This window comes from Corallococcus exercitus (genome assembly GCF_042231735.1).
Taxonomy (GTDB): Bacteria; Myxococcota; Myxococcia; order Myxococcales; family Myxococcaceae; genus Corallococcus; species Corallococcus exercitus_B.
Genome location: NZ_CP102577.1, coordinates 7,335,934 through 7,353,597, shown reverse-complemented (window position 1 = coordinate 7,353,597; position 17,664 = coordinate 7,335,934). Strand labels below are relative to the sequence as shown.

23 protein-coding genes are annotated in these 17,664 nt (G+C 70.9%); 7 read left to right on the top strand and 16 right to left on the bottom strand.

Annotated features, from left to right (window positions below):
* Positions 1-112: 112 nt before the first annotated feature.
* The gene (locus tag NR792_RS29560) at positions 113-805 is read left to right on the top strand and encodes a radical SAM protein (protein WP_375756049.1); all 693 of its coding nucleotides are present in this window, start codon (positions 113-115) and stop codon (positions 803-805) included.
* A gap of 19 nt (positions 806-824) precedes the next feature.
* Here the strand turns inward: NR792_RS29560 and NR792_RS29555 are convergent, their stop codons facing one another.
* Together NR792_RS29555 and NR792_RS29550 are read right to left on the bottom strand one after the other, a co-directional pair.
* A complete protein-coding gene (locus NR792_RS29555) occupies positions 825-1,316 on the bottom strand; it encodes a hypothetical protein (RefSeq protein WP_375756048.1) in 492 nt (163 codons plus the stop codon).
* Between the two features lie 12 nt (positions 1,317-1,328).
* Entirely contained in the window at positions 1,329-1,610 is a 282-nt protein-coding gene (locus NR792_RS29550) for a hypothetical protein (RefSeq protein ID WP_375756047.1), read from the bottom strand.
* Between the two features lie 92 nt (positions 1,611-1,702).
* Here NR792_RS29550 and NR792_RS29545 point away from each other — a divergent pair, with 92 nt between their 5' ends.
* Positions 1,703-2,008: a hypothetical protein gene (locus NR792_RS29545; protein WP_375756046.1), complete on the top strand. Its 306-nt coding sequence runs from the start codon at positions 1,703-1,705 to the stop codon at positions 2,006-2,008.
* A gap of 8 nt (positions 2,009-2,016) precedes the next feature.
* On the opposite strand, the gene NR792_RS29540 is transcribed toward NR792_RS29545, so the two are convergent.
* The 3 genes from NR792_RS29540 to NR792_RS29530 form a co-directional block, all read right to left on the bottom strand.
* Complete coding sequence (locus NR792_RS29540) at positions 2,017-2,421, bottom strand: hypothetical protein (RefSeq protein ID WP_375756045.1); 405 nt, start codon at positions 2,419-2,421, stop codon at positions 2,017-2,019.
* A gap of 188 nt (positions 2,422-2,609) precedes the next feature.
* Positions 2,610-2,849 (bottom strand): GIY-YIG nuclease family protein, encoded by a 240-nt coding sequence (locus tag NR792_RS29535; RefSeq protein ID WP_120527084.1) that lies wholly within the window; start codon positions 2,847-2,849, stop codon positions 2,610-2,612.
* Between the two features lie 69 nt (positions 2,850-2,918).
* Positions 2,919-3,230 carry a CBS domain-containing protein gene (locus NR792_RS29530; RefSeq protein WP_375756044.1) on the bottom strand — a complete coding sequence of 104 codons (312 nt, stop codon included), beginning with the start codon at positions 3,228-3,230 and terminating at the stop codon, positions 2,919-2,921.
* Between the two features lie 151 nt (positions 3,231-3,381).
* Between NR792_RS29530 and NR792_RS29525 the strand changes: the two genes are divergently transcribed.
* From NR792_RS29525 to pdxA, 4 genes are all read left to right on the top strand, one after another.
* Positions 3,382-4,401: an alpha/beta fold hydrolase gene (locus NR792_RS29525; protein ID WP_375756043.1), complete on the top strand. Its 1,020-nt coding sequence runs from the start codon at positions 3,382-3,384 to the stop codon at positions 4,399-4,401.
* 177 nt (positions 4,402-4,578) lie between these two features.
* A complete protein-coding gene (locus NR792_RS29520; RefSeq protein WP_375756042.1) occupies positions 4,579-5,577 on the top strand; it encodes a peptidyl-prolyl cis-trans isomerase in 999 nt (332 codons plus the stop codon).
* A gap of 65 nt (positions 5,578-5,642) precedes the next feature.
* A complete protein-coding gene (locus NR792_RS29515) occupies positions 5,643-6,614 on the top strand; it encodes a peptidylprolyl isomerase (protein ID WP_375756041.1) in 972 nt (323 codons plus the stop codon).
* Positions 6,611-7,672: a 4-hydroxythreonine-4-phosphate dehydrogenase PdxA gene (gene pdxA / locus NR792_RS29510; RefSeq protein WP_375756040.1), complete on the top strand. Its 1,062-nt coding sequence runs from the start codon at positions 6,611-6,613 to the stop codon at positions 7,670-7,672. Before NR792_RS29515 ends, pdxA begins: the two co-directional genes overlap by 4 nt.
* Here pdxA and NR792_RS29505 read toward each other — a convergent pair.
* The 4 genes from NR792_RS29505 to NR792_RS29490 form a co-directional block, all read right to left on the bottom strand.
* Positions 7,584-7,913 (bottom strand): hypothetical protein, encoded by a 330-nt coding sequence (locus tag NR792_RS29505; RefSeq protein ID WP_375756039.1) that lies wholly within the window; start codon positions 7,911-7,913, stop codon positions 7,584-7,586. The genes pdxA and NR792_RS29505 overlap by 89 nt on opposite strands.
* 8 nt (positions 7,914-7,921) lie before the next feature.
* On the bottom strand, positions 7,922-8,407 hold the full coding sequence (locus tag NR792_RS29500; protein ID WP_375756038.1) for an SRPBCC domain-containing protein: 486 nt from the start codon (positions 8,405-8,407) through the stop codon (positions 7,922-7,924).
* A complete protein-coding gene (locus NR792_RS29495; protein WP_375756037.1) occupies positions 8,404-8,754 on the bottom strand; it encodes an ArsR/SmtB family transcription factor in 351 nt (116 codons plus the stop codon). Before NR792_RS29495 ends, NR792_RS29500 begins: the two co-directional genes overlap by 4 nt.
* 67 nt (positions 8,755-8,821) lie before the next feature.
* Positions 8,822-10,420, bottom strand: a complete 1,599-nt coding sequence (locus tag NR792_RS29490; protein ID WP_375756036.1) for an AgmX/PglI C-terminal domain-containing protein — start codon at positions 10,418-10,420, stop codon at positions 8,822-8,824.
* Positions 10,421-10,688: 268 nt separating this feature from the next.
* Between NR792_RS29490 and NR792_RS29485 the strand changes: the two genes are divergently transcribed.
* Entirely contained in the window at positions 10,689-10,961 is a 273-nt protein-coding gene (locus NR792_RS29485) for a type II toxin-antitoxin system RelE/ParE family toxin (protein WP_375756035.1), read from the top strand.
* On the opposite strand, the gene NR792_RS29480 is transcribed toward NR792_RS29485, so the two are convergent.
* From NR792_RS29480 to NR792_RS29450, 7 genes are all read right to left on the bottom strand, one after another.
* Positions 10,885-11,235: a type II toxin-antitoxin system Phd/YefM family antitoxin gene (locus NR792_RS29480; protein ID WP_375756034.1), complete on the bottom strand. Its 351-nt coding sequence runs from the start codon at positions 11,233-11,235 to the stop codon at positions 10,885-10,887. The two genes, NR792_RS29485 and NR792_RS29480, sit on opposite strands and share 77 nt — an antisense overlap.
* A gap of 86 nt (positions 11,236-11,321) precedes the next feature.
* Positions 11,322-12,407 carry an aldo/keto reductase gene (locus NR792_RS29475; protein ID WP_375756033.1) on the bottom strand — a complete coding sequence of 362 codons (1,086 nt, stop codon included), beginning with the start codon at positions 12,405-12,407 and terminating at the stop codon, positions 11,322-11,324.
* 156 nt (positions 12,408-12,563) lie between these two features.
* On the bottom strand, positions 12,564-13,163 hold the full coding sequence (locus NR792_RS29470; RefSeq protein WP_375756032.1) for a RedB protein: 600 nt from the start codon (positions 13,161-13,163) through the stop codon (positions 12,564-12,566).
* Between the two features lie 120 nt (positions 13,164-13,283).
* Positions 13,284-13,619, bottom strand: a complete 336-nt coding sequence (locus NR792_RS29465) for an HPF/RaiA family ribosome-associated protein (RefSeq protein ID WP_375756031.1) — start codon at positions 13,617-13,619, stop codon at positions 13,284-13,286.
* 157 nt (positions 13,620-13,776) lie between these two features.
* Positions 13,777-15,186, bottom strand: a complete 1,410-nt coding sequence (locus NR792_RS29460) for a S41 family peptidase (protein ID WP_375756030.1) — start codon at positions 15,184-15,186, stop codon at positions 13,777-13,779.
* Positions 15,187-15,232: 46 nt separating this feature from the next.
* Positions 15,233-16,663 (bottom strand): DUF2079 domain-containing protein, encoded by a 1,431-nt coding sequence (locus NR792_RS29455; RefSeq protein WP_375756029.1) that lies wholly within the window; start codon positions 16,661-16,663, stop codon positions 15,233-15,235.
* 314 nt (positions 16,664-16,977) lie between these two features.
* Positions 16,978-17,613, bottom strand: a complete 636-nt coding sequence (locus NR792_RS29450; protein ID WP_375756028.1) for a DUF1360 domain-containing protein — start codon at positions 17,611-17,613, stop codon at positions 16,978-16,980.
* Positions 17,614-17,664: the final 51 nt, after the last annotated feature.

The window sequence follows — 17,664 nt, the reverse complement described above, 5'->3', positions numbered from 1 at the left end:
GGGCGCCCGCTCCGGAATTCCCCGCGTCCCCGGGCGTGTTTCCCCCGGATGGGCGCACCGGGCTTGACCCCCACCCCCAGGGTGCGCTTGATGCGCCCTCCGCACGCACGCCATGCCCGCCGCACGCCCGCACATCGAGCCCCGCCGCGTCCCCACCGCCGACTCCGTCGTGGTGAAGGAACTCTACCTCTCGCTCCAGGGCGAGTCGTCCCATGCCGGCATGCTCTGCGGCTTCATCCGCCTGACGGGCTGCCACCTGCGCTGCTCGTACTGCGACAGCGAGTTCGCCTTCCACGGCGGCAGCCGCATGAAGAACGCGGACGTCGTCACGCAGGTGCTGGCCTGGAACACGCCCACCGTCGAGGTGACGGGTGGCGAGCCCCTGCTCCAGCCCGGCGTGTATCCGCTGATGGAGTCGCTGCTGGACGCGGGCCTCAAGGTGCTGCTGGAGACGAGCGGCGCCATCGACGTGCGGCTCGTGCCCCCAGCCGTCCATAAAATCGTGGACATGAAGACGCCGTCGTCCGGCGAGTGCGACCGCAACGACTACCGCAACCTCACGTCCATGAACGCCAACGACGAGCTCAAGATCGTCATCGGCTCACGCGAGGACTACGAGTGGGCTCGCGCGCTCGTGCGCGAGCACGGCCTGGGCCAGAAGCCCTACGGCGTCCTGTTCTCCACCATCTTCGACAGGCTCCACCCGCGAGAGCTGGCGGAGTGGATCGTCGAGGACCGGCTGCCGGTGCGCTTCCAGCTCCAGATGCACAAGTACCTCTGGGACCCCAACGCGCGCGGAGTGTGACGCGCGCGCCGCCCGGCCGTCAGTGCCCCCGCCGGAACAGGGACAGCACGAGGACGATGAGCGCGCCGTACAGCAGCAGGCCCAGCAGGTTCAGCGCGGACAGGACGCGCAACACGGTGGCGAGCCCCCGGTCGCCCACCTCTTCGCGGCGCCGCAGCTTGCGCGTGGCGATGACGGTGCCCGCCACCGCCGCCGCCAGCATGACCCCCAGCGCGGGCAGCATCCCCCATTCTCCGCCCCACCGCTGGTAGGCCAACCACGAGCGCCGCAGGGGCACGCAGAGGAGCAGGAACCCCAGGACGTTGGCCCCCAGCGCCAGCCGCACCGCGAGCGACGGCCGCGTGTCCCGCCGGCGCCGCTCCGCGCACGGCGCGCAGTACGCCGTCTCCTCCAGCACCTCCGTGCACGCGCCGCACAGGAAGCCGCCGCAGCGCGCGCAGAGGGCCACCGCGGCCACGTCCGGATGCTGGCCACAGCGGGCACCCGCGAGGATCGCGGCGGATGGGGCCATGGCGCCTGACGCCTAGAAGCCGGGGGGCGGCGTGCGGGCCGCCAGCGCCGCGATGCCGTGAACGCCCATGCCCAGGAACACCGCCGTCAGCACGGTGCTGGCCACGAAGCCCGCGACGATGAGGTTCTTGCGCGGGTGCTCGAACTGGCTGAACGCGTAGACGAGCATGTAGCAGGGGATGAGCAGCACCATCACCCCGGTGCCCACGCTGCGGCGGAAGGCGTGCATCAGCAGGAGGGCCGCGCACACGAGCGAGACGACCCCGAACAGGATGGCGAGTGGCAGGAGCGGCACACCCGCCCCCTTAGCACGCCTTCGCCCCTTTCGCGGCGGGCGTGCGCATACTAAGGACGGCCCGCCGCCCACCCGCCGAGGAGGTCCCCGCCATGGCCGTGTTCAAGACGTTCCTCATCTTCATCCTGGCCGGCACACTGCTGGGCACCTTCATCGCGTCGCTGACGGCCCCCTCCTACATCGAGTGGAACAACAGCACGCCGCTCGCCACGCAGACCATGTGCAACCTGCCGGAGGTGGTGCGCGGCGTGACGGCGTCGCTGCTGCACTCGCAGCTGATGGGCGCGGCCATTGGCGCGGGCGTGGGCCTGGTGGCCGCCATCCTCGTCGCCGTGCGCGCCCGGAGCCGCTCCAAGCAGCGTCCGGGCACTCCGCCTCCCGCGGCCACCGCCGCCTGAAGCGGGCGTTACTCCTGCTTCGGCAGGACGTAGATGGCGGGCGACTGGCCCAGCAGCACGCCGCCGTTGCCATCCTCCACCTCCACGTAGAGGTGGATGGACTGGTTGGGGTCCTCCGGCGGTGACGGCACCGTCCAGGTGGGCGTGGCGATGCTGGGGTTGCTGAACGCGCCCGCCGGGTTCGCGGGCACCTGCGTCCAGCGGAAGAAGATCTCATCCTCGTCCTGGTCCATCACCTCCAGCTGGAGCTGGATGACCGTGCCCTCCTCGAACTTGAGCCCGCCCGGCGTGGACGGCGAGCCCAGCGGGCGCGGTCCGGCGGTGATGACGGGCTGGTGGTTGGGCGAGTAGCACCCAGCGCTCCCCAGACCCAACGCGAGCAAGACGAACATGAACGAGCGAGAACGCGGCATGGACTTCCCCCTGCTAGGAACGGCCACACCCTAATTCGGCCCCCCGCGTTCCGTATACCCACCCGGAGGCCCCGGCTGTTTCATCACCAGGCGATGAAACAGTCGCGAGCCGCGCGCCAACTGTCGCGCGGCGCGCATCCCGCCCCGTGAAGAAAATCCCTCCCGCCAACAAGCCGGGGGGACGTGCGTCAACGCCTTCCCGGACGCCGCGTGAAGAGCCGCAGCTTGTCCGCGCGCGTGAGCCGCTTGATGGCGGCCTCCCGGCGCAGGGCGGCGCCGCGGTCCTCGGCGGGCTCGCTCCAGACCAGCGTCACCGGCAGCCGGGCCCGCGTGTACGCGGCCCCCTTGCCCCGGCCATGCGTGGCCAGACGGCGCTCCAGGTTGTTGGTGGCGCCCGTGTACAGCGTGCCATCGCGGCAGCGCAGCATGTACACGGTCCAGGCGGCGGGGGGGGCTTGCGACACGGCGCCCCCACTCTACCGCCAGGGCGGCTCACGTCAGGAGGGCTTCTGCCCGCCCCCCTGCTTGCGCTGCAGGCGCGCCAGCCGCCGCTTCTGGCTGCGAACCGCGTGCGTCTTGCGGACGCGCGCCATGACGTCCTGCACCTGCGCCAGCGGATCCGTCCGCCACGCCGCCAGGACCTGCGTCTCGTGCACCACCCCCACCAGACCGCCCCCTGCCCCCACCACTCCCACCACCTGCACGTGGTGCCGCTCCATCACCTTCAAGGCTCCCAGCAGTGTGTCTGTGGGAAAAACCGTACCGATGAAGGATGACAACGCTTCCCTGAACCCCCGGCCCTGCCCCATTTCCACGACCTCCCCGCGATGGACCTACATTCCCTGCAACTGTCCTGCCGTCCCGGGAAAGTCCGCCCGCGACACCCCGGCATCGGTCGGGCGTCGGGCGTAGACTGAAGGGGTGACATCACGACAGGCAGCGGCACCCCGGTTGAGCCGGATGGCGGACCTCTTCACCAAGGCGGTCGAGCGGAGCAAGGAGGGGTTGCTGACCCTCAGCTTCAAGCCGGACGAGCTGTACCGGGTGCCCACGGACGACGGAGCGGCCATCGCGCTGGGGCGCTATCACCCTCGAGGGGAGCGCCGGTTCGCGGAGCCCGTCCTGCTGTGCCACGGGCTGGGGGCCAACCGCTTCCACATGGACTTCAACGAGCAGTACAGCCTGGCGCGCTACCTGGCGCGGGCGGGGTTCGAGACCTGGGTCATCGAGCTGCGCGGCCGGGGGCTGGCGGGGGCCTGCGCGGACTGGAACTTCGACGACCAGGCCGAGCACGACGTGAGAACGGCTTTGCGCACCGTGATGTCCACGGGTGCCCAGCAAGTGCTCTGGGTGGGCCACTCCAAGGGCGGGCTGATGCTCTATGCCCACCTGGCCAAGAACCCCCAGGCGCCGGTGAAGGCGGCGGTGTCCCTGGGCGCCCCCTTCACCTTCGCGGTGCAGCCGGGCTTGCGAGCGTTCGTGCAGCGGGTGGAGCCCGTGCTCAAGCTCAAGGTCATCCCCACCCGGCGTGTCACCAGCATCGCCTTCTTCGGGGCGCCGCCGGGACCGCTCACCCGGTACATGATGCTGGCGGACAACATGGATCCGCAGGTGGTCCGCTGGGCGCTGGCCAACGTGCCCGCGGACGTGGCCGGCGGCGTGGGACGGCAGTTCGCCCGGTGGATCACCACCAGCCAGTTCACGACGTTCGACGGGAGCTTCGACTACCGCGAGCCGCTCGCCGGGGTGCGGATTCCCTTCCTGCTCATCGCCGGCAGCCGGGACCTGCTCGCGCCGCCGCTGGCGGTGGCCCGGGCGAAGGAGCACCTGGGCGGCCCGGTGAAGATGCTGGTCGCCGGGCGCGGCCACGGCTTCGCGGCGGACTACGGCCACGCGGACCTCATCCTGGGCCGCAAGGCGCCGGATGAAATCTTTCCCCAGGTGGAGGCCTTCCTGTCCTCCAACGCCACGCCCCTCTAGGCGGCTCCCCCTCCCGGGAGCGCGGGTTGTCCGGACCCGCCCGGCGTGCTACCCGGAAGGCCGTCCCATGGGCCCATCCGTTCGCTTCCCATCCCGGCCGTGACGTCCCGCTTGAAAGCCCGGCGGCCCGGCACCACCGTGGAAGGTCCCCTGTCCCCTCCCCCGAGGCCTCCGCGCATGCGTCCCGCTTCCTTCCGCGCCTCCCTGCTGTCGTGGTCCGCTGCTGTCGCCCTCGGCGTCCTGGGGCTGACGGGCTGCCGGCCGCAGGCCCAGGAGGGGCCGGACCCCACGGTGGTGGCCACCGTGAACGGCGAGTCGCTCAGCCGGACGGACTTCGAACAGGAGCTGGCGCGGGAGCTGGCCACCACGGAGGGCCCGGAGCCCACGCCCGAGGAGGTGGAGCCCTTCAAGCGGGCGCTCGTGGACACGCTGGTGAAGCGGATGCTGCTGCTCCAGGCCGCGAAGCAGAACAACATCGCCGTGACGCCCGAAGAGGTGGACCGGGGCGTGCTGCGGCTGTCCGGCGACTACCCGGCGGGCAACTTCAATGAAGTGCTCGCCCAGGGGCAGCTGTCCATGGCGGAGCTGCGCGCGCGCGAGGCCAGCCGGCTCACCATCGAGAAGCTCTTCACGAACCACGTCTATTCACGCGTGGCGGTGACGGAGGAGGAGCTGCGCGCGTACTACGCGGCGCACGAGGCGGACTTCCAGGAGCCGGAGGAGGTCCACGCGGCGCAGATGGTGGTGAAGGGGCTGGACGAGGCACGCAAGCTCCAGGTGCAGCTCAAGGCGGGCAAGAAGTTCTCCGACCTCGCGCGGCGCTATTCGCTCAGCGCGGACGCCAAGGTGGGGGGTGACCTGGGCTTCTTCCCCCGGGGACAGATGCCGCCGGCCTTCGACGAGGTGGTATTCAAGCTGGGGGTGGGGCAGGTTTCGGACGTGGTGTCCACGGAGTACGGCTACCACCTGTTCAAGGTGCTGGAGCGCAGGCCGCCGAGGAAGCGGGAGCTGGCGGAGGTGCGCGCGAAGGTGGAGGGGCGCCTCTTGGAGGCCAAGCGGGCGGCGGCGCAGGAGGCGTTCGAGAAGGAGCTGCGCGACAAGGCCCAGGTGGTGGTGAACGAGGCCACGCTGCAGACCATCCGCGGGCGGCCGGCGCCGCAGGCGGCGGCGAAGTGAAGGACTTTTCCGGTGGCCAGGCGGTTGGGCTCACCGGTGTCATGGTGTTCAAGAGGGTCGTTGCGATGAAGAACCTGGTGGCGTTCCTGGCGGCGGTGATGCTCTTCACGGGGGCCTCGTCCGCCCGCGCGGAGCTGGTGGACAAGGTGGCGGCGGTGGTGAACCGCGACGTCATCCCGCTGTCGGAGGTGCAGCAGCGCGCCGCGCCGGAGCTCCAGCGCGTCAACTCGGAGATTGACCCGAGCAAGCGCGCCGAGGCCCGCGCGCAGCTGATGAAGACCGCGCTGGACACGCTCATCGGCGAGAAGCTGATGGAGGGCGAGGTCGCGATGCTCGGCATCACCACCACCGAGGCGGAGGTGGATGAGCTGGTGCAGGACGTGCTCAAGCAGAACAACGTGAGCGACATCGCCCAGTTCGAGCAGTTGCTCAAGAACGAGGGGTTCACGCTCGCCAGCTACAAGGACATGCTGCGCAAGCGCGTGGTGCGCGACAAGCTCCTGCGCATGAAGGTGGGCCCCAAGGTGAAGGTCACCGAGGAGGACCTGAAGGCCGCGTACACGCAGTACACGCGCCTGGAGAGCGAGGACGTGGAGGTGCACGCCCGCCACATCCTGGTGCAGGTGGACGCCAAGGCCACGCCGGAGCAGGTGGCCGCCGCGAAGCAGAAGGCGGAGGGCATCGCGCAGGAGGCCCGCCGGCCGGGCATGGACTTCGCCGCCCTGGCGAGAGCGCGCAGCGAGGGCCCCAGCGCGGCGGACGGCGGCGACCTGGGCTACTTCAAGCGCGGCGTGATGGTGCCCGCCTTCGAGAAGGCCGCCTTCAACCTCAAGGCGGGTGAGGTCAGCGAGCCCATCCGCACCAACTTCGGCTGGCACATCCTGAAGGTGGAGGAGCGCCGCAACGTGGCTGTCACCTCCTACGAGGAGATGAAGCCGAAGCTGGAGGCCAAGCTCCTCAACGAGAAGACGGAGAAGTTCCTGGACCAGTACGTCCAGGAGCTGCGCTCCAAGGCCAACGTCGAAGTGAAGATGTGAGCCCGTCCCCGGTGGCCACCGCGGACGCGCGGCCCCGCGTGGGCATCTCGCTGGGGGACGTGTCGGGCATCGGGCCGGAGGTGACGGCCCTGGCGCTCTCGAAGCCCGCGGTGCGCCGCGCGCTGGTGCCCGTGGTGTTTGGCGACGGGCCCACGCTGGACGGCTTCCCCCTCTTCCGCCGCTTCCCGCGCGTCGCCCTGGAGGACCTGGGCCGCACGACGGGGCCGGCGGTGGTGGAGGTGACGCGCCTTGCGGAGAAGCACCGCGTGCCGGGCAAGCCGACGCGCGAGGGCGGCAAGGCGCAGTACGCGTACGTGCGGGCCGCCATCGACGCGATGCGCGCGGGGACGGTGGACGCGCTGTGCACCGCGCCCGTGTCGAAAGAAGAGATTTCGCGCGCGGGCATCCCGTTCATGGGCCACACGGAGGTGCTGGCGGACGCGTTCGGCGTGGACGTGTTGATGATGATGGACGGGCCGCGCGTGCGCATCGCGCTGGCGACAAACCACGTCCCCCTCTCCGCGTTGCCGAAGCTGCTGACGGTGGAGAAGCTGGTGGCGCAGCTCCAGCTGTTGTCACGCAGCCTTCAGCCGGTGGTGGGGCGCAAGCCGCGCATCGCCGTGCTGGGGCTCAACCCGCATGCGGGCGAGGGCGGGATGCTGGGGCGCGAGGAGGTGGAGGTGATTGGTCCCGCCATCCGCGCCGCCCGGGCGAAGCGGGTGGATGCGCACGGGCCCATCCCCGCGGACGGGCTCTTCGCCCGGCCCGACGAGGTGGGCGCGAAGTACGACGTGGTGCTGGCCATGTACCACGACCAGGGGCTCATCCCGGCCAAGGCGCTGGACTTCGAGCGCACGGTGAACGTGACGCTGGGCCTGCCGGTGCCGCGCACGTCGCCGGACCACGGCACCGCCTACGCCATCGCCGGCACGGGGACCGCCAGCTGCGTGCCCATGATGGAGGCGCTGCTCAAGGCGGCCCGGCTTTCGGGGGGCGCGGGACGAGCCGCGCCTCCAGGTGCTTCGCCAGGTCCTCGCCGTCCTCCTTCGGGTCGATGAGCTTCGCGTGCGTGCCCCGCGCCGTGGCGTCGGGGACGACGAGCACGGTGACCTTCCCCGTGGGGCAGTGACCCAGACAGGACGCGGGGATGAGCTGCGTCCTGCCCGCCAGGCCGTGGGCCTTGAGGGCCTCGCGCACCCGGCGCGGAAGGTCCACCCCTCCCGCGTCCACCGGCAGCCGCATGAGGCAACGGTGACACAGGTGCAACTCGATGGGGTCTGGGTCCTCCCGCGCGGCCATGCCTCAATCTAGCGCTGGAACCGCTTGTCGAGCTTGCGAAGCTGGCTCTCCCAGCCCGCCGACGTGCGCTGCGTCCACTCCTCGCTGTGCATGGCGTCAATGGTCACGGTCATCCGCACGGTGCCGCCCGTCGCCTGGAGCTCCACCACGGAGGAGACGGTGTACGGCGCGACGCCGGGGATGAAGTCCACCGCGTGCTGGTACGCGAGCCGGCGCTGGGGCGTCAGCTCCGTGTACGTGAGGCTGCTCGGGGTGGAGAGCGGCATGCCGGCCTGCTTCATGAAGGCCACCTGCTCCGGCGCGCTGGCGATCATGTCGTAGCGCAGCAGGCCGCCCGGACGCGCGTCGAGCTCGTGCACCTTCACGGAGAAGCCCTCCGGGCCCCACCAGGACTCGAAGCCGTCCTTCGTCGTCCACAGCTCCCACACCTCGTCGAGCGTCGCGGTGTAGGTCCGCTCGAAGGTGAAGGTGCGGGGGGGCGTGTTCGTCGTCATGGGGGTTCCTCCTCGGGCTTGGGGGTGGCCGTGCGTGCCTTCCGCCTTCGCTCGAGCGCCTGACCGAACCGGTCGAGCCGGGCCTCCCAGAGGCCGCGATACCCGGTGACCCAGGCATCGAGCTCCTGGAAGGGCTCCGGACGCAGCGAGTACAGCCGCTTCGTGCCCTCGGGGCGGACCTGGACGAAGCCCGCTTCCTGGAGGATCCGCAGGTGCCGCGAGACACCTGACTGCTGGATGTCGACCTGTTCGACCAGGTCGTTCACCGCCAGCTCGCCGCCCTTCAGCGCCTCGACGATGCGGCGGCGCGTGGGGTCGGCCAGGGTCTGGAAGACGTCAACATGCATGGCTGCATATATACATATCGGTGCATGTTTCGTTTGTCCAGGGCCCCCTCCCTGGAGGCAGGGCGGGCTAGAAGACGAAGGGGAAGCGCACGGGGGCGTTCAGGGCGACGCGGTGCACGGGGAACTTCCAGCCGCGCACCTGGTCCTCGATGCAGCCGGCGAGCGGGGAGCCCTTCAGGGCCTCGGTCTCCATGGCGACGCCGGACACGGTGCCGGTGGTGTCCACGGACCAGCGCACCTGGAAGCGGCCGCCGTTCTCCAGCGCGGTGCCGGCCTTGAAGTTCTGGACGCAGGCGGCGATGGCGGGCTGGTTCGTGACGACCACGTTGGTGACGTCCGCGGGCGTGAGCTGCTCGCGCTCGGAGGTCGGGGCGGGCGGGATGTAGACGGTCTTCTCCTGGGCCTGCTTCGGGGCGGAGGCCTCCGACTCGGCTTCGTCGGTGAAGCCGAGCTCGCGGGCGAAGTCCTCGTCGATCTCGGACTCGGGCTGCGCGGCCTCCTCGGCCTCGGCTTCGGCGGCGGCCTGACGGGCCTGGGCCAGCTCTTCTTCGGAGATTTCGCCGCCGAAGGACATCTCACGGACCTCGCCGGTGTCCTCGGGCGCTTCGAGCGTGGCCGCGCGCTGGGCCACGGGGGCCTTCTTCTTCGTCACCGGAGCGGGCTGCGTGGACGGCGTGGGGTCCGGGGCCAGCGTGTGCAGGCCGGTGGTCAGGCCCGCGCTCGAGGGGCCCGCGAGGACCGGCGTGTTCGGGGTGAGGGCCTGCGCGGCGCGCTGCGCGTCCGTCAGCGCGGGCGTGTTCACGCCGCCCGCGATGGACTGCGAGAAGTCCGGCGTACCGGGCGCGCCGAGGTAGGCCTGCGTGCCCGTGAAGTACGGGGCGCCGGTGGTGCCCTGCGTGCCCGGAGCACCGGCCTGCGAGGCCGAAGCGCCTTGCTGAGCCGCCGCGAAGCCCTGCGTGCCCGGAGCGCCGATCTGCGTGCCCACGGTGCGCTGCGAAGTACCCGGCACGGCGCCCACCACGGTCTGCGCGGGCTGCGCGGCATGCGGATCATCCTTCGACGTCAGGCGCAGGCCCGCGACGACGAGGAGGCCCGCGGCGAGTGCGCCCATGGCCACGGCGCTGACGAAGGACATGGGGCTCATGCCGAGGATGCGCGTGGACGCGTCGGCGATGGCGGGCGGCGGAGGCTCGGGCGCCTCGGGGGCGTACGGCATCCACGGCTGCGGCGGCTGCGGCGCGTAGGCGGCGGCCGGTGAGCCGGGCGTGGCCCAGGCGGGTGACGGCGACGCGGGGTCCCACGACGTCACGGCGCCGCAGGAGGGCTCCTGCGAGGCGTTGGACGGGGGCTCCTCCGCGCGCAGCCACTCCGGGATGACGAAGTTCGCGGCCTCGGCGGACAGCGTGAGCTCGGGCTCCGTGTTGTCGTTGGACGGAGGCGGCAGCGACTGCATCCACGACTCTTCCGTGGAGGCCAGGTCGAGCAGCGTGCGCAGCGGGCCGGTCGCGAAGGACTCCGGCACGATGTCGTTGTCTTCGGAAGGAGAGGTGAGCGCGCGATCCAGGCACGCATCCAGCTCGGCATCGAAGGCTTCGGGGTCGCGGGAGAAGTCCGAACCGCCCACCTGCGCCCGCGAAGACACATCGCCAGTCAGTAGCTCGCTCACGCCACCCTCCCCGCCGCCCGTACCGCGCCAGACCGCCCCAACACCCGACTCACTGCCAGGGGGCCGATGTTAGGAACGACCCCCGTTCGCGCTACCGCGAGCGTCCAGCCGTGAACGCTCCAGCAGTCATTTGCCCGCGAACGAGGCCCGAAACGTAAGGCCCCGCACTCCACACTGTGCGCCGGTGTGCCGACAGGCCCCGGGTTTCCACCGCCCGACCCGCCATGTCAGGAGCGGGAGGTAGACCTTCCGGGCCTACCGGCCTCGCATGAGCACGAAGCCCGCCACCACCTATACGGTCGAGTTCCTCCAGAGCGCCGCGAAGCAGCTCGCCGCGGTGGATCCGATCCATCAGCGCCGTATCGCGAAGCGGATCGACGCCCTGGCCATGGAGCCCCGGCCCATGGGTGCGGAGAAGCTCAAGGGGAGCGACTACCTGCGGATCCGCGTTGGCGACTACCGCGTCATCTACCAGGTCGAGGACGGCCGGCTCGTGGTGTTGATCGTCGAGCTGGGCCACCGGAGGGAGATCTACCGCTAGCCGGCTTCTTCGCCTTCTTCGCGAGCCCCAGCTCCGCCTTCACCTGCTTCCACGAGACGCGCGGTTGTCCCTCGGCCTCCCGGCGCGCGGCGTCCGCCTTCTGGATGTCCCGCCGGTCCTCCAGCGCCTCCAACGCCTGGAGGTCCTCGAACGGAATCACCGCGACCAGCTTCTTGCCGTGCCGGGTGAGGACGAGCCGCTCCTTGCCGTAGGCCGCACGGTTGAGCAGCTCCGCCAGGTCGTCGCGCGCTTCGGTGATGCTGACTTCCATCATGGCCATTCCTCAAGAAACGTACGTTCTGGACATATCATACGGAACGCCCCGACACGGCGCGTCCCTCTCGTCCGAACGGCCAGGCTTCAGTACCGTGGGGCGCCCGCCTTGGGCGTCAGGTTGCTGGGCGGGGCCTGGACTCCGTTCACTCGCAGGCCCGCGTGCATGAAGGACGGTGCTCCCTGGAGGAAGGCCGCCGGGAAGTTGAGCGTGGGCTGGGATTCGTCATCCAGCGCCTTCACCTGCTCCGGCGTGAGCTTCACGTCCAGCGCGCCCAGGTTGTTGTCCAGCTGCTCCAGCGTGCGCGCGCCCAGGATGGTGGACGCCACGCCCGGCCGGCCCTGCACCCAGGCCAGCGACACGCGCGCCACCGAGGTGTTCTGCTCCTTCGCCACGCGCTGGAGCACGTCGATGAGCCGGTACGTCTTCTCGTTGAGCGACGACTCCGCCCACGCGCCCCGGTCCGCCTTCTGCCTGCCCGCGTTCTCCCGTGTGTACTTGCCGCTCAACACCCCGCTGCGCAGCGGCGACCACGGCGTCACGCCCAGCCCCAGCTCCCGCGCCATCGGGATGAGCTCTCCCTCCACCGTGCGCTCCAGGAGCGAATACTCAATCTGCAACGCCACCAGCGGCGCCCAACCCCGGAAGTACGCCGTCACCTGCGCCTGCGCCACCTTCCACGCGGGCGTGTCGGAGAAGCCCACGTAGCGGACCTTGCCGGAGCGCACCAGGTCGTCCAGCGCCCGCATCGTCTCCTCGATGGGCGTGTTCGCGTCCCACGCGTGCATCCAGTACAGGTCGATGTAGTCCGTTTGAAGCCGGCGCAGCGACTCCTCGCACGCCGCCACCACCGACTTGCGGCCCGCGCCGCCGCCGTTCGGATCCTTCTCGAAGAGGTTGCCGAAGAACTTCGTGGCAATCACCACCCGGTTGCGTTTCCCCGGGTGCTTCCCCAGGTGGTCCCCGATGATCCTCTCCGAGTGCCCGAACGTGTACACGTTCGCCGTGTCGATGAAGTTGCCACCCCGCTCGATGTAGTGGTCCAGGATGGCGTTGGACGTGTCCACGCTGCTGCCCCAGCCCAGGTCCTCGCCGAACGTCATGGTTCCCAGGCAGAAGGGACTGACGCGCAGGCCTGAGCGGCCCAGGGTGACGTAGTGGTCGAGCGACATGGACTTGGACTCCCCCCGCGATGAACGTGGCACGGCCAGCCAAGGCGCGCGGAGCCAATCCCAGACGCCGCTCCCGCGCCAACCGCCCTTCCCCCGGACGTCCAACTCCAGACACGCTCCCGCGCCCATCCGACCTCGGGCGGACATCCGCGCGCCTCAGCCCTCCCGGGACTCCTTCAGCGCGCAGCCATACACCGGCGTGCCGCCGCCCTCGCCGTCCTCGCGCAGCACCCGCTCCAGCGCCTCACGCCCCAGGCTTTCACCCACGTGCCCGCGCGCCACGGTGATACCTCCGCTGAAGCGCAGGCGCCCGTCCGCGCCGTAGAGCACCACGTGCCCGGAGGTCGTCGCGCCGAAGCGCTTCGCCTCCAGGCCGTCCGGGTCGCGCAGCACCGTGACGCCCGGGATGCTCGCGGCCGTGCGCCACAGGTCGCCCTGCTCCCAGCCGTCCTCCAGTCCCTCCGGACGCAGGAACAGGACATAGGCCTCCGCGCGTCCATCCGCGTGCGCCATCACCTCCGCCAGCTCCACCAGGCTCGCCCGCGTGCAGGTGCACTTCGGATGCGCGAGCATCACCAGCACCGGACGTCCTGCCTGACGCGACAGCCGCGTTCCCTCCGGCCACGTCGCCGCCGTCACCGGCGCGGCGCCGGGCGTGAGCGAGTAGCGGGCCAGCACCGCGACACCCGTGCCGATGCCGCCCAACCACAGCGCTCCCGCGAGCATGAGCCACCCGCGGGTGGAAGAGGCCTTCATTCCGCACGCCTCCTGGGAGGTGTCCGTCCGTCGTGACGCTAGCGGCTCCGGCCCTGGAGCCCTTCCGCCCGCCAGGGCCGGGTCAGTGTCCAGCGTGCGGCAGCGGCCCGCTCGCGGAGCTCAGCGGTGGTGCGCGTGCTGGCGGTCCGCGTGGTGTTGCAGCTGGCGCCGCGCGGCCTCGAAGGCGTCGGTGACGGCCTGGTAGGCATCCGCGTGGGCCGTGGGCTCCGCGGGTTCGCGGTCCGCGATGATGTCCCTGCCCGGCACGTGCAGCTCCACGCGGACGTGGAAGCGATGCCCCTGCGCGTGGTGCCGGTGTGGCTCCTCCACCACCACGTTGCAGCCGGTGATGCCGTCGAAGAACTGCTCCAGCTTGTCCGCCTGGTCGCGGATGTGCTCGTTGAGGGTGTCGCTCGTCTCCATGCCCCGGTAGGTGATTCGCAGTGCGCGCTTCATCGTCCGCCTCGGGTAGGGCTCCGTGCTCGGGAGCCGGTGTGGATTCAAGGCATTGCATGGGCCCTGCCAACCGCGGGGGCCCACGGGAACTCCTATAACGGCCCCTCCGTGGCGGGGCACGATGGGACGCACGCCCCGATGCTCGGGGCACGTTGACTCACGGCAGCTTGCGCAGGCGCGGCAGCAGCTCCGTCACCGGCCGCCCCAGCTCCTCCGCGTCCAGGTACACCTGCACCGCGTGTCCCACGCCCTCCACGGGTTCGGCGAAATAATTGCGCTTGGTGGGCACCACCCACGCGAAACCCGTGCGCGGCAGGACGAAGCTGGGGGCGTTGCCGTAGGTGAGGAAGCCACCCGTGCGCTCGCCCACCATCGGCGCGCCGGTCGCCCGGTGCAGGGCGTAGGCTCCGCTCTCTCCCGACGACGCGGAGTCCCGGTCCACCAGCACCACGATGCGTCCCGTGAAGGGCGTCTTCGCGTGACCTTCCACGCGGCCGCTGTCGAACGCGGGGCGCGAGGGCTCCGGTGTCACGGGCCACTTCGCTCGGAGGGCTTCACGCTCCGCCTTGGCTTCCGGCGTGTCCAGCCGGCCATCCATCGCCTGCCGCTGCACGCGCGAGTTCCATTCGAAGCACGGATAGAAGGCGCCGTGCATCCACACCTCGCCGGAGGAGAACCACGGCCCGCGCACCATCGCATCCAGCCACTCGTACACGTAGCCGTCGTTGCCGCCGCCGTTGCCGCGCAGGTCGAACACCAGCAGCTTGTGCTTGCGGTGCTTCGGCGCGTCCGCGACGAACTGGCGCAGCCCGGCCTCCGCTTCCGGCGGGCCGGAGAAGCGGCGGATCGTGATGATGCCCACGTCGCCCTTCGGCTCGTACGTGTAGATGTCCTTCGGCGCGAACTGCCGGGCCGGACGTGGAGGCCGGACCGTGAGCGGCAACGACGTGTCGCCGCACCGGAGCGTCCGTGTGTCACCGCCGCCCCGCGCGGACACGGTGAGCCGCTGGCCCCGCGAGCCATCCGGCTTCAGCACCGGCGCTACCCGCAGCGTGTCCACCTGCGCGCCCGTCACGGTGCTCGCGTCGCAGGACGTCAGCGCGAGCCCCGGAGGCGCATCGGCCTGGTACTCGCGGAAGGCGAGCCGTGGCTCCTCGTCCAGCATGCTCAAGAAGCCGGACGGCCCGAAGTGGTTGTCCGTCAGCGCCTCACGGACGGCGATGGTCGGCGCGAGCACGCCGTCCTGGAAGGACACCGTGGGCCCGGACGCGGCCACCTTCGCGCTCCAGTCCTGGAAGAAGCGATCCGGATCAAAGGCGCGGTGCGCGAGCAGCTCCGGCCAGCCAGAGTACGTGGTGCGCAGGAGCTGATGCAGGAAGCGCACGTCCTCCGCCAGCGCAGCGCTGTCCAGGCGCGTGTCGGGCGTGGGCTTCGGGCCGCGGAAGGCCTCGCGCAGCACGGGGCTCTGCGGGTCGTAGCAATACGCCGCGCCCGTGGTCCGCGAGTCCAGGTAGGGGGAGGGGGCCGCCGCGGTCAGCAGGCCGCCCACGAGGAGGAAGAGATGCATGCCTGGACTACGACACGTCCCTCGCGCCATTGCCGCGACGTGAGGATCAGCGACTCACGGTGAAGCGGCCTCGCGCGAGGAAGACGTGCGCGTCGTCGATGAGCACCTGCGTGTCCGCTCCCGAGCGCCACACGCCGATGAGCGCCTCCATCCGTCCGGCGGGCAGCGGCCAGATGCTGCCGAAGGGCGGCTTCTCCACCAGCACCCAGTCGTAGACCAGGTCGTCGGACTGCGGCCCGCCCACCGCGAAGACGTCGTCCCGTGCCCCCACCTCCGCGACGAGGTTGCCCTCCAGCAGCACCCGTCCGCCCGGGTTCGCGGCGAGGACGTCCAGCGCGTTCTGGACGCTGGCAAGACGCGGGCCCGAGACAGGACAGTGCGCAGGGAAGGCTTCCGGCGTGAAGAGGGTACGCCTCGCGGCGCGCACGGTGTTGTCGTTGGTCGTGTAGAGCAGCAGCCCGGTCATCACCAGCACCCAGGCCGGGGGGCGGTGCTGACGCAGGAGCGGCAGGAACACCATGACGACCGCGGCCATCAGGGGCGCGCCGTACTGGAACCGCCACGCCATGCCCGTGAAGCGGATGGCCAGCATGGGCAACAGCAGCGCCAGCCACAGCGGATCCGGCCTCCACTTGCGGCGCCACGCCCAAAGGCTCAGCGGAAGGAAGGCCACCAGCAACGTGCCGATGCGTGAGAGCTGCTTTCCGGCCAGCCGCTCGCGCAGGTACGCGCCCCAGCCCTGGCCCGGCTCCGGCAGCAGCCGCGAGCGGTAGTCCACCGTCTGGCCCAGCCACCCCGCTCGCCCGAGGAACACGAACGCGAGCCACGCCGCCGACAGCGCGAACACCGCCAGCGCGGCCCGCCGCTCGCCGCGCAGCCACAGCCCTCCCGCGAGCACCAGGCCCACGAAGGGGAACTCCTCCTTGCACGCGAACAGCACCACCAGCGCGCCCAGCATCCACCCCGTGCGCTTGAGGCCGTACGCCACCGCGAGCCATGTCCACGGCAGCATGGCCCACGTGGTGGGATGGATGGGAAAGGTGAGCGCGGCCGTCGTGCCGGGGTTGAACAACAGCAGCGCCCCCAGGAGCGCGGTGGAGGCCCGGTCCAGCATCCCCCGCGCCTGGAGCCACACGAGCGGCGCGAGCGACAGCAGGACGAAGGCCCCTTCCGCCACGAGCCCCGCCCACTTCGCCGGCAATACGGTGACCAGCGGCCGGGCCACCCACAGCACCGGGTCGAAGTGGTCCGCGAACACGTGGACCTGCCGGACGCTGAGCCAGGGGTTTGGCTCCTGGAAGGACAGCCGCGCCAGGGCCTGGGTGTAGATGCCCAGGTCGTAGCTCGCGAAGCAGAAGCGCGCGGCCTGGAGCCAGACCGGCACCACCACGACGCCCAGCCAGAGCAGCACCAGGCCCGGCAGCACGAGCAGGCTCCACCAGCGCTGTCGGGACTCGGAGGTGACGGGAGCAGTCATCGCGGACGCGCGGCTTCTAGGCTCCGGACCTCCCGGCTGTCCACCTCCCGCCCCACGCGGTCCCAAACGGTCTGCTTGTCGGACAGGTTTTCGGGGCCCGGCTGGACCAGCGGCCTCCCGGCCCCGGTTCTCCAAACCTGTCCGACTGTCGGACAGGTTGCCGGTGCCCGGCTGGACCAGCGGCCTCCCGGCCCCGGTTCTCCAAACCTGTCCGACTGTCGGACAGGTTCTGACGGTGCGCCGCCGCCGGGGGCCTCGCCGGGCTCTCACCTTCTCATCCAGGGGGATGGAGGGTCAGGTCCGGCTCAACCCCTTCAGCTCGGGGACGGGATGGGGGCGCGGCCGGGCTCGACGACCTGCGGCCCCCGGCCCGGGAGCTGCACGTTCGCTTCGGAGTCCTCCTCCTGCGCCTCCTGCTCCTTCTGGAGCCTCCGCGCCTGAGCACGGGTGCGGTGCAGCCCTTCGCCCAGCCACTCATAGGTCCGGTGCAGGAAGAAGGACGTGCCGCTCAGGGCGAAGATGGAGGCCACGAAGCGCGTCTGCCGGGGACGCACCGTGGCGGCGATGAGGAAGGACGCGGCCACCCACGGGCTCAGGCAGAAGGGGCAGTCCAGCAGCTCGCCCATCACGCGACGGAACCCCGTGCCCCGGGCCTGCTCGCTTACCTCACCCGCGCTGGCGTCGCCCTTGAACCGCGTGAACGGGGCGCGCACCACCGCCGTGACCTTGTCCGCCGCCACCATCCGGGTGACGACGTGCGTGGCGGCCCCGAACAGGGCCAGGTCGCCGCCGCTGAAGCGCTCCGGGAGGCGCCGCCCTGTCGCTCCCATCCAGCCCAGGAAGCCCAGCACGGTCGTGCTGAAGGTCCCTACCAGGACGCCATACGAGCCCAGCGGGTGGATCTCCGAGTCATACCCTTCGAACGGCCCTGTCTCCTGAAGCGCTTTCATGGGGTGCGCAGCCTCCGTGCCGCGAAAGCTGTGCACTCCCCCTGTGCCCAA

Coding starts and splice junctions, on each gene's coding strand:
- NR792_RS29560 (WP_375756049.1), top strand. CDS start 113: ATGCCCGCCGCACGCCCGCACATCGAGCCCCGCCGCGTCCCCACCGCC.
- NR792_RS29555 (WP_375756048.1), bottom strand. CDS start 1,316: ATGGCCCCATCCGCCGCGATCCTCGCGGGTGCCCGCTGTGGCCAGCAT.
- NR792_RS29545 (WP_375756046.1), top strand. CDS start 1,703: ATGGCCGTGTTCAAGACGTTCCTCATCTTCATCCTGGCCGGCACACTG.
- NR792_RS29540 (WP_375756045.1), bottom strand. CDS start 2,421: ATGCCGCGTTCTCGCTCGTTCATGTTCGTCTTGCTCGCGTTGGGTCTG.
- NR792_RS29535 (WP_120527084.1), bottom strand. CDS start 2,849: ATGCTGCGCTGCCGCGATGGCACGCTGTACACGGGCGCCACCAACAAC.
- NR792_RS29530 (WP_375756044.1), bottom strand. CDS start 3,230: ATGGGGCAGGGCCGGGGGTTCAGGGAAGCGTTGTCATCCTTCATCGGT.
- NR792_RS29525 (WP_375756043.1), top strand. CDS start 3,382: ATGGCGGACCTCTTCACCAAGGCGGTCGAGCGGAGCAAGGAGGGGTTG.
- NR792_RS29520 (WP_375756042.1), top strand. CDS start 4,579: ATGCGTCCCGCTTCCTTCCGCGCCTCCCTGCTGTCGTGGTCCGCTGCT.
- NR792_RS29515 (WP_375756041.1), top strand. CDS start 5,643: ATGAAGAACCTGGTGGCGTTCCTGGCGGCGGTGATGCTCTTCACGGGG.
- NR792_RS29505 (WP_375756039.1), bottom strand. CDS start 7,913: ATGGCCGCGCGGGAGGACCCAGACCCCATCGAGTTGCACCTGTGTCAC.
- NR792_RS29500 (WP_375756038.1), bottom strand. CDS start 8,407: ATGACGACGAACACGCCCCCCCGCACCTTCACCTTCGAGCGGACCTAC.
- NR792_RS29495 (WP_375756037.1), bottom strand. CDS start 8,754: ATGCATGTTGACGTCTTCCAGACCCTGGCCGACCCCACGCGCCGCCGC.
- NR792_RS29485 (WP_375756035.1), top strand. CDS start 10,689: ATGAGCACGAAGCCCGCCACCACCTATACGGTCGAGTTCCTCCAGAGC.
- NR792_RS29480 (WP_375756034.1), bottom strand. CDS start 11,235: ATGATGGAAGTCAGCATCACCGAAGCGCGCGACGACCTGGCGGAGCTG.
- NR792_RS29475 (WP_375756033.1), bottom strand. CDS start 12,407: ATGTCGCTCGACCACTACGTCACCCTGGGCCGCTCAGGCCTGCGCGTC.
- NR792_RS29470 (WP_375756032.1), bottom strand. CDS start 13,163: ATGAAGGCCTCTTCCACCCGCGGGTGGCTCATGCTCGCGGGAGCGCTG.
- NR792_RS29465 (WP_375756031.1), bottom strand. CDS start 13,619: ATGAAGCGCGCACTGCGAATCACCTACCGGGGCATGGAGACGAGCGAC.
- NR792_RS29460 (WP_375756030.1), bottom strand. CDS start 15,186: ATGCATCTCTTCCTCCTCGTGGGCGGCCTGCTGACCGCGGCGGCCCCC.
- NR792_RS29455 (WP_375756029.1), bottom strand. CDS start 16,663: ATGACTGCTCCCGTCACCTCCGAGTCCCGACAGCGCTGGTGGAGCCTG.
- NR792_RS29450 (WP_375756028.1), bottom strand. CDS start 17,613: ATGAAAGCGCTTCAGGAGACAGGGCCGTTCGAAGGGTATGACTCGGAG.